Source organism: Metabacillus herbersteinensis (assembly GCF_042433335.1).
GTDB lineage: Bacteria > Bacillota > Bacilli > Bacillales > Bacillaceae > Metabacillus > Metabacillus herbersteinensis.
Map to the genome: position 1 here is coordinate 319,492 of NZ_JBHLVO010000001.1, position 12,682 is coordinate 332,173.

Genomic DNA, 12,682 nt, shown 5'->3' on the forward strand with positions numbered 1-12,682 from the left:
GATTTAACCCCCAACAGTATAGCCAATTAAAGACAAGTACCAGTTTAATAGTTGTTCTCCAAAGAAGTAAGCGATTAATGTTCCAATCATGATAGATGGACCGAATGGCATCGGCTCACGTTTCTTATGTTTACCTGCTAACATGAAAGACGCACCTATGATAACACCAATAAACGTTGATAGAAAAAATGAGAGTAGCACTGTTTTCCAGCCAAGCACTAAGCCAAGCAAACCAAATAGCTTAATATCTCCGCCACCCATACCACCTTTGCTAACATAGGCAATAAAAAGTAGCAATGTAAACCCAACAAACGCTCCGATTAACGAATCATACCAAGGATTTAGCGGATAGATCACTCTTTCTACGATGAAAACTCCTAGAAAAAACAAAAGAATTTTATCTGGAATAAGCATGTAGGTCAGATCTGAGACAAAAATAATCATAAACAATGAAATTAACGTCAAGGCAATCAAAAGCTCAAATGACCAACCTACCAATAGAGGCGCGACGGCAAAAAGAACACCAGTCAATAACTCCACAAACGGATAGAGAGGTGTAATACGCGCGCCACAGCTGCGGCACTTTCCTCTCTGGATAACATAAGAAACAACAGGGATTAACTCCACTGCTGTTAAGGTATGTTTACACCTCGGACAAGCTGATCGAGGCGCAACTATTGATTGATTGTTTGGGATGCGTAGGCCGACTACGTTGTAGAAGGAGCCTAGGGTTAGGCCGAATAGTGCAAGAAAGAAAATAAATAAAATTATCATAATTTAATTAGTGTAATTTATTAATTGTTCTTCTGTTGCAGAAGTAGCATTTGCAGCGCTATTAGCTAAACCAACAGATGGATGATCAGAAATTGAGTAATCTCCATTTGCATTTCTGGTTATTGTATAATCTTCATTTTCCACATTTTCAACATAATCACTTATATTTATTTCACCAGTTGTTTCATCCTTATGAACAAAAATAGTAGCATCCGTGTCCGTACTACTTACTATCTTAGCAGCATTAATAATCTGTATAGCTTCAGAAACAATAGCTTTATCTTCTGTATTATCAATTATATTCCCAATACTCGGCACCGCAATCGCAGCAATAATCCCTAATATAACAATAACAGCAAGTAACTCAATTAAAGTCAAACCACGCTGATTTTTTAATAGTTTTTTGATCATTTGTTCGTTTTCTCTCCCTATAAGAAAAATAGTTTAGTAGTCCTAGTAATATAGGCTAAATTAATTATATCACGACAAATTTCGCACAGCATATCTTTTTATTGTAAATTTATTAGCCAATTTGGTTAAAGATATCAAACATAGGTACTAGGATAGAAGTCACAATCACACCAATGATTCCTGCAAGTAGGACGATCATTAATGGTTCAATGAGAGACTTTAGGCGATCAGTTGTTTGTTCAACATCATCTTCGTAAAAATCGGCTACTTTTGAGAGCATTTCATCAAGTGCTCCGGTCTCTTCGCCAATTGCAATCATTTGCGTGAGCAAGGGTGGAAATACCCAATGTTTTTTCATTGGTTCTGTGAGTGACACACCTTTTTCAAGTGATTGACGTGACTCTCTTAGTACTCTAGCAATCACTTCGTTGTCAACGACATTTTCGACAATTGAAATTGCTTGTAAAATAGGAACAGAGCTAGAAAATAAGGAGCTTAACGTTCTTGTCATTCTTGCGAGTGCTGCTTTTTGAATCATTTTTCCGAAGATCGGAATCTTCAACGTGAAATAATCAAGATAATATTTTGATTTCTTCTGACTTTTACTGAAAAGATAAGCAGTGAAAAGTAGACCAAAAGCAACAATAACAATCCACCAATACACTTGCATCCATTCACTTGCACCAAGCACCGCTCTTGTAATCAGCGGAAGTTCTGCACCAAAGTCTGCAAACATTTCAACAAATGTAGGAACGACTGCAATTAGTAAAAAGATCACGACTGCAATCGCTATAAAACCAACAACAGCTGGATATGCAAGTGCTGAAACAACTTTTTGCCTAGTTTTGTGTTGCTTTTCGTAGTGAATGGCCAGTCGATCTAATGTTTCGTCAAGACTTCCACTAGCCTCTCCCGCTTTGACCATGTTCACGAACATCGAGGTAAATATTTTCTTATGCTTTGCAGCGGCTGATGATAACGGATTTCCCGTTCGTAAGTCTTCCTCAATATCTAGTAAAGCTTTCTTAAGTGACTTGCTTTCTGTTTGCCTTGCTAAAATATTGGTGGAATCAACAACTGAAACTCCTGCTTTCAAAAGCGTGGCAAACTGTCTTAAAAAGATCACGATATCCTGAAGCCTAACAGGGCTACCAATCGTAATTTCTTTTGTTAAGAGTGTTTCGGGGATCTCCTCGATTTTTGTAATGCGGATCCCTTTTTCTTGAAGCTTTAAGCCCGCCTCACGTTTCGAACTACTGGTAATTTTCCCAGAAACTCGACCTGCTTTACCTCTGCCTTCGTATTTGAATTTAGCCATCTAATTTAATTTCTCCTGTAAATAAGGTGCAGCTAGCTCTCTAGAAATCTCTCCCGATTGAACGAGCTCTAAAATACTTCCTTCAAGGGTGACCATTCCCTGAGCTTTACTCGTTTGCATCACATTTTGAATTTGATGAATTTTTTCGTTACGAATTAAGTTCGCAACAGCTGAGTTATTGATGAGAATTTCAAGTGCCGCTCGTCGAGATTTTTTGTCCTTTGTTGGAAAAAGTCGTTGTGAAACGATCGCCACAAGAACAGAAGCTAATTGTATTCTCACTTGTGCCTGCTGATTCGAAGGGAACACGTCAATAATTCGGTCAATCGTTGATGGCGCACTTGATGTATGAAGAGTTGCAAGGACAAGATGACCTGTTTCAGCAGCCGTAATTGCGGTGTGTATTGTCTCTAAATCACGCATTTCGCCTACTAAAATAACATCAGGATCTTGTCTTAAGGCGGCACGTAGGCCATTTGAAAAATTTAACGTATCGAAACCAACCTCACGTTGATCAATAATGCTCGATCCATGTTTATGAAGGTATTCAATCGGATCTTCAAGTGTAATAATGTGGCGGCGCATCGTCTCATTCATGTAATGGATCATCGATGCCAGCGTTGTCGACTTTCCACTTCCAGTTGGGCCTGTCACGAGCACAAGACCTTGTGGCTTTTCAGCAATTTTCTTTATAGATTGTGGTAGCTTCAAATCTTCTAAAGTTGGAATTGATGTTGGAATAATACGAACCGCAAGTGCAATACATGAGCGTTGCTTATAAATATTGACACGGAAACGTGAAATTCCCTGAATTCCATAAGAGAAATCTAGTTCCCCTTTTTCTTCGAATTTGCTCCACATGGCTTCGGGTACAATTGCTTTTGACATTTGAAGCGTATCAATGGGAGCTAACTCTGTGTTGCCATACTTTCTCAAATCACCATTGATTCGTAGCATCGGTTGGATTCCAACAGTAAGATGAATGTCAGATGCTTTTAACTCATAAGCTGCACGCATAATTTCTTCAATTTTTGTTTTCATCGTCTTATCACTCCGTAATTGCAACGCGCAAGATTTCTTCAGTTGTGGTAATTCCTTGTTTTACCTTTATTAAGCCATCATCAATTAAGAAAATGGTTTTATTTTTGATCGCTAACTCACGCAGTTTTGAAAAAGGTTCGCCATTCATGATGACCTTTTTCATATCTTCTGACATCACAAGGAGCTCATGGATGGCGATTCTTCCTTTGTATCCCGTCATATTACACGTTCCGCAACCTCGACCACGGGTAATTTTATCAACTTCAATTCCTCTTTTTGAAAAAATCTCGATTTCTCGATTCGTTGGATTGACTATTTCAGCACAATCGCGGCAAACCTTACGAACAAGGCGCTGAGAAATAACACCTGTAAGAGATGAGGCAACTAGGAATGGTTCAACACCCATATCAATTAAACGTGTAATCGTTCCTAATGAATCGTTTGTATGGAGGGTGCTTAAAACAAGATGGCCGGTAAGAGATGCACGAATTGCAACATCAGCTGTTTCCTTGTCACGAACCTCACCAACCATAATGATGTTGGGATCTTGTCTCAATATTGATCGAAGACCTTTTGCAAAAGTCATTCCCACATTTGAGTTCACCTGAATTTGGTTAATGCCTTCTAATTGGTATTCCACAGGATCTTCAATGGTAATAATGTTAACTTCTTCAGAATTCATCTTATTTAAAGCCGCATAAAGTGTTGATGATTTACCAGAACCTGTTGGACCTGTAATTAAAACAATTCCAGATGGCTTTTTGATCATCTGTGTAAAGCGCTGTAAATTCACTTTATGAAAGCCAAGCTGGGTAATGTCGTTAAGTGCACTACCTAAATCTAAAATACGCAAAACCACTTTTTCACCAAAAACAGTTGGAAGTGTTGATACACGTAAATCAACCGGGTGAAACTCAATATTCACTTTAATTCTTCCATCTTGTGGGACACGTTGTTCTGTAATATCAAGATTGGACATGATTTTTATTCTTGCTGTAAGCACACTCTGCATATGCTTTGGTAAAGTCCGTTCTGTTTTTAATACACCATCCACACGATAACGAACAGATACTTTTGTTTCTTGTGGGTCAATGTGAATGTCACTTGCTCTTTGTTGGATAGCATTTTGGAGAATTTGATTGACAAGGCGAATAACTGGAGAGTCTGTTTCTGAAGCCTTCTCTTCTTCGCGTTCATTTTCATATGCATAAGCACTTAAATCAGCGATGTCATCTTCGAGATCATAGTATTTATTTATCGCTCTAAGAATATCGTCCTTTGTAGCGATTGCTGGCTCAATTTGAAAACCAGTCGAGAGCCTCAAATCCTCAATGGAATAAAAATCTAAGGGATCAGTCATTGCAACTAGTAGTTTATTGCTTTCTTTCTTAATCGGAATTAAGAGATTACGTTTAGCGACCTCTTTTGGCACTAAGCTTAGCAATTTTATATCAAATGGATAGCGATACAAGCTTACATGAGGGATTCCGAGTTGAAACTCTAATACTTCGATTAACTGTTGCTCCGTAATGTACCCACGTTGCAAAAGAGTATCCCCAAGCTTTTGATCATCAGGCTTTTCTTTTAATGCAATCTGCAACTGTTCCTTTGTAATCAGTTCCGTTTCAACGAGAAGATCACCTAATCTTTTGCGTGTTTGTTTCATATGAACCTCCTTGACTAGTAAAAGCTTGTTAACAGTAAACAAATTATTTTAAGACTTCTGGTTTTTCCCATAAGCGATCTGTATTGTTTTCTTCTGACGTAGAAGGCCGCGCATCTCCATTCATTCCACCTTGATTACTATTATCCTGTGTCACGTTCGGACTTTGGTTAGGAATTTCGATCTCAGGTGGCAAAAAAGGTTGTCCATTTTCATCTACTGTATTTCCTTCAACTTCATTAGGCAGCGTATAAGATTCTGCCTTTTTTAATCCATGTTTTTCAACGCGATGAATTGGTGCGTAGAAATCTTCTGACAGAACAATCTCAAGTTGACTATTATCATTTTGAACAAGAAGCCTTTTTACCGTAACAGACTGCCCCTTCTTCCCTTCGCTTACAACCTTTTTACCTAACTCTGGAAGTGACGAGTCATATTGAATAATAGTATTAGCTGAAAAAGCTTTCTCGTTTTCAACAACAACTTTGAATTGACCTTCTGTTGTAATACCTTTAATTTGAACGGAAAGCATTTCATCTGTGATCAAAAAAGTTACTTCAATATCGGACGTGTCTGGATTAAAGAAAATCAGATCTCGCTGATTAGGTTTAAAATTCGCCTCTTTACCTAATTCGGCATACTCTGGGAGTTCAGAACTAATATGACGTTCAATTATTTGTAGGTTTGTAGGTAAAATTGCAGTGTAAATAGCAGTAGCCACTCGGTTTAGAAATCCGCTTTCTAGTGCATCCAGCTGATTTTCATCAAGGTAAGACTGAAAAGAGAAAGTTTGACCAGGTTGAACCACAGCACTTTGAAGCTTGTCTTTCAAATCATTACTATTTTGATTATCAAGTCCAATTTTTGATTCACTAATAATTGTTTTAGGAAGTTGATCTTGAAGTTCATAGTCATCTGAATTCACTTCATAAACGGCTGTTTCTAAACTTGAAGTTAGATCGTTCGAAGCATTCATAGTTCCTTGTTTTACGTTACTTCCTTTAAATAGATAAGTGTAAGCAGACGCACCAATTTGTGAAAAGCTAAAAATAAACAGAGTACTAAAGGCAAGGACTAGGAAAGCTTTTTGTTGATTTTTAATTCTCATGAGCGCCTCTCCTTATTCGAGTTGCTGTCTGACAATATTGCATCAAAGTTAATCTCGATGTCATCTTCTTTTGAGAAAGAAAGCTCTGGTATGAAATTATCTTCTATCAAACGAGTTTCAACTTTTTCATCTATAATTCTTGAATTCAAGAAATCTGTTTCGTCTAACTCAGTTAGTTGTAGCTGCTCAGGAGGCGTTAGCGATATTACCTCTTTAATTTGTTCAGGTTTTACTTCATTAAATGTTGAATCACTAATTACTAAACTTTTATTGCTTACCATTTCAAGTTTAGCTTCAAAAAAAGCTTCATCCGTCGATTCTGCAGAAAAGCTTAATCTCTTTAAAACTAGTAAACTTGCTATTGCTATTAACAAGACAAGTATCACCCAAGAAGTAACCACGCTTAATACTTGCAAACTAAAGATGACAACTAAAGAAATACACAGAGCAGTGAAAATTAATATGCTTTTATTTTTAACCGAAAACCCAATTGGTAATAATAGGAGTATTGGTAATAAAAGAAAAAAGCCGATCAATCCAAATACAAGCTGCCCCAAAGTCCCACCTCTTAAAATATAGGATACATAAAAATAAGGAAAAAGCCTCTTCCCTTTATAAAAAAAGACAAATTTCGACTAAGTTTATTGTATAATAGAAATTGAAATAATAGAATACACAAACACTTAATAAATTATGTAGTTTTTGTAATTTTATAAATTAATTAGTTCTGTGAAGAAGGATTTAATAACTTCTGATCTAAAGGATGTCTTTATAATGAAAAATATTTTATCTTCTAATAAGGGGATAACTTTGATAGAAATACTTGCATCTTTGTTAATATTATCGGTTATATTATTAACCTTCCTAGCTTTTTTCACGAATGCTTTTAACTATAACTCTATTAATGCGGATAAGCTAAAAACTGTTAACATTGCTCGTGAAATTGAGACGGAGCTAAAGAATCATGCCGCTATAAGAAACATCATTATAAATATGAAAGTTGGTGGCACAACCAGTTATAACCTTTCCAAACTAAATCCGGAATACAGTGGATTAAACCTAAAGAGTAATATACAACTTGTAACTAAACACGATACTGATTATTTTGAGCTACAATTATATGATCCTAACTACAACGTAATTGTTTATATTAAATCTACTCAAGATTATCCTGATAGTGAGAACGCTCCAATTATATCCAACTCCCTCTATCGTATGATTATCGAAGTCTATGATGATCGCAATATTCTTTCTAAAACGTATACTTATTTCAATTTTAAATAGAAAGGATATACTTACATGCAAAAGCTAGATCAGCGTCAAATGGGAATAACGCTAATTGAACTGCTTGCGGTACTTGCCATTATGTCTTTTCTACTAATTCTTGTCGGAAGTATGCTAATAAATGGCCTAAGCTACTCTAACCGTGCCCAAGCAAATGTGTTACTACAACAAGAAGCCAATTTACTTGTTACAACGCTAGATAGAATTCATAAAACACAAATTTCTTATACAATCCACCTTGATAAAAATCCACATGCTACTTCTATTACAATACATTATGAAAATGGTGAAGCTATGACCTTGTCAAATTCTGACTACGTGTATACCTTATATAATACAAGTGGTGATGTAGAAACGCTTATGGAGCCTATAATAAAAATTAAACAGAATTCTGGAGATTCACTTTATTTCAATACTCTTCCATTTAAATTAGTTGTTCAAAAAAAAGGTGATCCAGAACTTAAATATGAACTTAGAACCATTTTATCTAGAAGAATGTAGGGGAAAAAATATGAACTATCTTCATAACCAAAAAGGCATGACACTTATTATTGTCCTTTTAACTATTACCATTTTCACAGTTCTTGGTTTAGCGGTACTCGGTTCGACAATTAATAACTCTAAACAAATAAAGCAAAGTGAACAGACTGTTCAAACGGGTGATTTAGCTGAAATGGGGTCTAACTATTTTCAAGTTAAGTTAGAAGATTTTTTGCTTAAATTAGAGAAAGAAGGGAAAATTGAAGTAATTATAAAGGATATGATGACTAGTGATTTTGAGGAAAAAGGAACAATAGATTTAAACGATTATCATAAAACAGTCGCATTACTAATAAAATCCGAGCTAGAAACTTTTTTTATCAAAAATACCAACTTATCAGATCAACGTGTAGGTGAAAGTAAGACGATCGATCAAGATAATAACGCTTCCTTTACTGTTTTCAATCCTACTGTTTCAATCGATGACACTAATACACTAGCGGTTACTTTTGAAAGTGAAGGGGTTGTGGGAACTCACGTCTCAAAAGCAATTACGACAAATTTAGAAATGAATTTTAACATTAATAGCAATTCTTATAACATTACTATTTCCGGGGGAGTAGCAGAAGTTAATCTTGATAAAATTATTCAACAGCCAATAAACCTACCTAATTGTATTTATATTGATGCTTCGAAGGAAAATCCTTTTAAGGGTTCTAACTGTCAATTTTCTGTTCCGATTGAAATGGAAAAACACGAAGAGATTTCTAACTCAACTGTTCTGGTTAATGGATATCTCGATGTAGACACTCATTTAAATAAAGGTATTGATTCTACTACACTATACATTACAGGCTCATCCTCATTTTCTAAACATATAAATGGTATAAACAACTCGAATATATACATCGGGGGGGCTCTCGACCTTAATATGGTTAATCAGGGTATTAATAATTCGACCATAGTGGTTAAAGGAAGTGCTACTTTTAACTTTGAAAAAAATGGAAAGATAAAAGGTTTTACTAATTCTTCTATCTATATCGGAGGAGCTGCAAATTTTAGAGATGTTGACATAAAAAAGTTTGATCCTTCTTCTAAAATTTGCGTAGCTGGTACGGTAGCCGGCATTCCAACTGGAAAAGACTACAATGTTTATTCTCCCACCATCAACCAGAGTGACTTCCAGCAATATTGTAGTGTTAGCACTGGGGGCGAAGATGCCTTAGTATTCGATTCAAATGCTGATTTTTTTGACGATTTGAATTTTACCAATCGCCGTACAACCTATCAATAAAGGACGTGCATTATTTTCCTATGAAAATAGAAATCTTATCATGAGAAAAAGGTTAGCACTTTAATTGTGCTAACCTTTTCTTATTTAACATACTCTGCTACCCGATTCCTACCCGCTTGCTTAGCCCCTGTATACATCGCACGATCTGCATGTCTAATTAATGCTAACGCGTCGTCTGCATCGTGTGGGGCAGTTGCGTAGCCGATGCTGGCCGTGATTGGGACGTATTGTTTTATATTGGTGCTGTTTACGATCGCTTGTTCTAGAACGAATGGACGGCCCGCTATTGCTTGACGAATTCCTTCTGCAAATGCATAACAAGATTTCTTTTCATAGTTTGGAAGAAGGACAACAAACTCTTCTCCTCCATACCTCGCTACTATCCCTTTGTCACCGACAATTTTTAAAAGCCTCTTGGCAATTCCAATTAGTATTTCATTCCCTGATTGGTGCCCATATGTGTCATTCACATTTTTAAAATGGTCAATCTCTAATAAAATTAGCGATAGAGAAGTAAGCTTCTTTGATTGAAGCCTTTTAAATTCGTTATCTAGGACCGTTTCTAAATAGCGATAATTGAAAAGACCAGTAAGTGCACAGCGTTCGCTCTGTTTCTTCGTTTTTTCGTAGTTTTTTGCATTATCACTGGCTACACCTAAGTAGGCAGTTAATAAATCAACAATCATTAGTTGATAGTTTTCATAGGCACGTTTTTTATTAGATGCTAGAATAACGATCCCAACAACTTGTTGATTTCTCATAACAGGAACGGCCATGACACTTTCTACTTTTGGTGGCAGCTGCGAATTAATGATATCTCTTCTCTGATCCCTAGTGCGGTATAAGACCCCTTTTCGGTGGGAATACACATACCCACTTATGCCTTCCCGAATTGATTTCGTTTCATTCGGATTATCAATAATCTTGCCATTTTCATATTTACGGACAATTTTAAGATTTTCTTTGTCAATGACATCAACGATATAAGCATAATCCACCTTAATCATCGATGTCATTTTTTCCATGAAAATATCGAGGACATCATCCACATTTAAGCGTTCAGTTAGCTGTTGTCCGATTTCACTTGCTTGCTGCAGGTATGAATTTACCCGCTGACTTGAGTGATATAGGGTAAGTATAATAGATATTCCAACAAATGGGATTCCTACATAAAAAATTGCACTTAAGCCTAGTTCCTTGTAAAGAAAGTATAGAACTACTCCGATGGGAAACACCAAGATTGAAGTAAAGACTTCCCAAAGAAAGTCCTTTGTTACAAACTTGTCTCTTTGTTGATAAAAAACTTTTCTTATAAAACGTAAAACGAAATGATTTGTTAAACACATTGAAAATTCGTATGCGATGACTGCAGCAAGAAAAGCAAAGCTGAAGTTTATTTCACCATGTGTACCTCCAAGTGCATAATACACGAGCGCACTTACAAGCGATACAATTAAAAACATGAGAGAGTTTGTTGGAAAACGAAAGGTATCCTTCCAACTCACTCTAATTTTAATCAGTAAAACAATGACTGTAATTTGCGTTAATACAATTTCAACAAAAACACCATAGTATAGAAAAACAGCTAGTGATACACCTTGTGAAAAGAAGACTGGTGTGTCATTAACGATTATCGGCCAAAAGGTAACTAGACACATTAATAATAGAAAAGAGACAATGTCTAGTTCATATCCAGAAATAGATGGAGGCCATATTTTATAGGTAATGGTTAAAAGGACAGGCGTTAAAATGCCCCAAGTAATCCACAGAATTGCTTTTAACTTCTTGTCCAATTTGCGTGCCTCCAATCTATATGTACACTGTTCTAAAGACTATTTTATCAAATCCCCAGACATCTGTCATACCTTTTTCAGGACTATTTCCCTAATATTAACCAAATGATTTTCGACAGTATTCTCTAACTTCAGAAATAAAATAGAGAGAACCTGTGACGATAAACAGATCATTTTCTCCGTGATCGTACTGATTAATCATCTCAACTAAAGCCACTTCCCAATGCTCATGGTGAGTTTTCTGAGATAAAGGACACATGTTATAAAGCTCTACAGCTGCTGCTGCTCTAGGAAAAACAAAGCTTGTGAAATGCATGCTGCTTGCAATTGTAGAAAGTCTTTCAATCATATGAGAATATTCTTTGTCCATGAGTGCGCTAAACAAAATATGAATTTTTTTATCATGATAGTGACGGTTGATCGTTGCAAGTAAACTTTCAATTCCCTCCCGATTATGAGCGCCATCTATGATAATAGTCGGAGTTTCGACAACCTTCTCGAACCGTCCCTTCCAAATGGTTTTTTCTAGACCAGCTCTTATCGCAGACTCATTGATGATTAATCTCTCTTTACCTGATAAGTACTGAACCGCAGTGATTGCTAATGCTGCATTTTTAACTTGATGCTCGCCTTTCATTGTTAAAACCACTTGTTCCAATTTGCCGAATTTAGTTTGAACTGAAAACACTTCTTTGTTTTGGTGTAGCGTTTTTTCTGATATGTGAATTTGTTCTCCTAGAATGTAAACGGATGCTTTATTATCATTTGCTACATGTTTTAAAACAGATAAGACCTCTACATTTTCCGCACCCGTAATAACTGGAACACCTCTTTTGATAATGCCAGCCTTTTCTGATGCAATTTCACTTAGCGTGTTGCCGAGAATGTTCATATGGTCATAGCCGACATTTGTAATAATCGAAAGCAGGGGTTGGACGATATTTGTAGAATCGAGTCTTCCTCCTAGTCCCGTTTCTAATAATAAAAGATCCGGTGTGTTGATCCGTCCAAAGTAGAGAAAAGCCATTGTTGTGATAATTTCAAATTCCGTTGGGCCGCCTAGCTCTGTTTTTTCTAGTTCATCAACGAGCGGTTTAATGTCGTTCACGAGCTTTAACATCTCTTCATCGGTTATCGGCTGTCCATCTAAACTGATTCGTTCGTTAAAGGTTTCTAAGTATGGTGATGTAAAGGTTCCAATCTTATAGTCTGCTTCGTTCAATATATTTTGCATATAGGCGATTGTTGAGCCTTTTCCATTTGTCCCTGCAACATGAACAATTGAGATGTTTTTTTCAGGGGAACCTAAACGTTCCATCATCCATTCCATCCGCTTTAATCCAGGTTTAATTCCAAATTTCAAGCGCGAATGAATCCAATTGACTGCTTCTTCATAGTGTAAAAACATCTTCAAATCTCCTTTACTCTGACCGTTCCTCAAATGACTTTAAAAACTCGGGTGAACCTTTAAGGCACACCCGAGCATTAGATTTCTTAGGATAGCGTTTCTGCCTTG

General features: G+C 36.4%; 12 protein-coding genes. 3 read left to right on the forward strand and 9 right to left on the reverse strand.

Annotated elements, in window-relative coordinates; genetic code table 11:
* Positions 1 to 3: 3 nt before the first annotated feature.
* The 7 genes from ACFFIX_RS01675 to ACFFIX_RS01705 form a co-directional block, all read right to left on the reverse strand.
* The gene (locus tag ACFFIX_RS01675; RefSeq protein WP_378929848.1) at positions 4 to 774 is read right to left on the reverse strand and encodes a prepilin peptidase; all 771 of its coding nucleotides are present in this window, start codon (positions 772 to 774) and stop codon (positions 4 to 6) included.
* A 3-nt stretch (positions 775 to 777) separates the two neighbouring features.
* Positions 778 to 1,185: a type II secretion system protein gene (locus tag ACFFIX_RS01680; RefSeq protein WP_378929850.1), complete on the reverse strand. Its 408-nt coding sequence runs from the start codon at positions 1,183 to 1,185 to the stop codon at positions 778 to 780.
* A 112-nt stretch (positions 1,186 to 1,297) separates the two neighbouring features.
* A complete protein-coding gene (locus ACFFIX_RS01685) occupies positions 1,298 to 2,503 on the reverse strand; it encodes a type II secretion system F family protein (protein ID WP_378929852.1) in 1,206 nt (401 codons plus the stop codon).
* Positions 2,504 to 3,544, reverse strand: a complete 1,041-nt coding sequence (locus ACFFIX_RS01690; RefSeq protein ID WP_378929854.1) for a type IV pilus twitching motility protein PilT — start codon at positions 3,542 to 3,544, stop codon at positions 2,504 to 2,506.
* 7 nt (positions 3,545 to 3,551) lie between these two features.
* Entirely contained in the window at positions 3,552 to 5,210 is a 1,659-nt protein-coding gene (locus ACFFIX_RS01695) for a GspE/PulE family protein (RefSeq protein WP_378929856.1), read from the reverse strand.
* 43 nt (positions 5,211 to 5,253) lie between these two features.
* Complete coding sequence (locus tag ACFFIX_RS01700; protein WP_378929858.1) at positions 5,254 to 6,315, reverse strand: VanW family protein; 1,062 nt, start codon at positions 6,313 to 6,315, stop codon at positions 5,254 to 5,256.
* Positions 6,312 to 6,872 carry a hypothetical protein gene (locus tag ACFFIX_RS01705; RefSeq protein WP_378929860.1) on the reverse strand — a complete coding sequence of 187 codons (561 nt, stop codon included), beginning with the start codon at positions 6,870 to 6,872 and terminating at the stop codon, positions 6,312 to 6,314. Before ACFFIX_RS01705 ends, ACFFIX_RS01700 begins: the two co-directional genes overlap by 4 nt.
* A gap of 217 nt (positions 6,873 to 7,089) precedes the next feature.
* Between ACFFIX_RS01705 and ACFFIX_RS01710 the strand changes: the two genes are divergently transcribed.
* Genes ACFFIX_RS01710 through ACFFIX_RS01720 form a run of 3 tightly spaced genes read left to right on the forward strand, consistent with a single transcriptional unit; the run spans position 7,090 to position 9,373 of the window.
* Positions 7,090 to 7,599, forward strand: coding sequence for a hypothetical protein (locus tag ACFFIX_RS01710; protein WP_378929862.1), 510 nt, complete (start codon positions 7,090 to 7,092; stop codon positions 7,597 to 7,599).
* A 15-nt stretch (positions 7,600 to 7,614) separates the two neighbouring features.
* Entirely contained in the window at positions 7,615 to 8,100 is a 486-nt protein-coding gene (locus ACFFIX_RS01715) for a PulJ/GspJ family protein (protein WP_378929864.1), read from the forward strand.
* Positions 8,101 to 8,110: 10 nt separating this feature from the next.
* Positions 8,111 to 9,373, forward strand: coding sequence for a type IV pilus modification PilV family protein (locus ACFFIX_RS01720; protein ID WP_378929866.1), 1,263 nt, complete (start codon positions 8,111 to 8,113; stop codon positions 9,371 to 9,373).
* 80 nt (positions 9,374 to 9,453) lie between these two features.
* Here ACFFIX_RS01720 and ACFFIX_RS01725 read toward each other — a convergent pair whose 3' ends face one another.
* A complete protein-coding gene (locus ACFFIX_RS01725; RefSeq protein WP_378929868.1) occupies positions 9,454 to 11,166 on the reverse strand; it encodes a sensor domain-containing diguanylate cyclase in 1,713 nt (570 codons plus the stop codon).
* Positions 11,167 to 11,263: 97 nt separating this feature from the next.
* The gene (locus tag ACFFIX_RS01730; protein WP_378929870.1) at positions 11,264 to 12,574 is read right to left on the reverse strand and encodes a bifunctional folylpolyglutamate synthase/dihydrofolate synthase; all 1,311 of its coding nucleotides are present in this window, start codon (positions 12,572 to 12,574) and stop codon (positions 11,264 to 11,266) included.
* Between the last annotated feature and the right edge of the window lie 108 nt (positions 12,575 to 12,682).

Excerpts from the sequence above, each read along its gene's own strand:
- ACFFIX_RS01675 (WP_378929848.1), bottom strand. The coding sequence starts at position 774 with ATGATAATTTTATTTATTTTCTTTCTTGCACTATTCGGCCTAACCCTA.
- ACFFIX_RS01680 (WP_378929850.1), bottom strand. The coding sequence starts at position 1,185 with ATGATCAAAAAACTATTAAAAAATCAGCGTGGTTTGACTTTAATTGAG.
- ACFFIX_RS01685 (WP_378929852.1), bottom strand. The coding sequence starts at position 2,503 with ATGGCTAAATTCAAATACGAAGGCAGAGGTAAAGCAGGTCGAGTTTCT.
- ACFFIX_RS01690 (WP_378929854.1), bottom strand. The coding sequence starts at position 3,544 with ATGAAAACAAAAATTGAAGAAATTATGCGTGCAGCTTATGAGTTAAAA.
- ACFFIX_RS01695 (WP_378929856.1), bottom strand. The coding sequence starts at position 5,210 with ATGAAACAAACACGCAAAAGATTAGGTGATCTTCTCGTTGAAACGGAA.
- ACFFIX_RS01700 (WP_378929858.1), bottom strand. The coding sequence starts at position 6,315 with ATGAGAATTAAAAATCAACAAAAAGCTTTCCTAGTCCTTGCCTTTAGT.
- ACFFIX_RS01710 (WP_378929862.1), top strand. The coding sequence starts at position 7,090 with ATGAAAAATATTTTATCTTCTAATAAGGGGATAACTTTGATAGAAATA.
- ACFFIX_RS01715 (WP_378929864.1), top strand. The coding sequence starts at position 7,615 with ATGCAAAAGCTAGATCAGCGTCAAATGGGAATAACGCTAATTGAACTG.
- ACFFIX_RS01720 (WP_378929866.1), top strand. The coding sequence starts at position 8,111 with ATGAACTATCTTCATAACCAAAAAGGCATGACACTTATTATTGTCCTT.
- ACFFIX_RS01730 (WP_378929870.1), bottom strand. The coding sequence starts at position 12,574 with ATGTTTTTACACTATGAAGAAGCAGTCAATTGGATTCATTCGCGCTTG.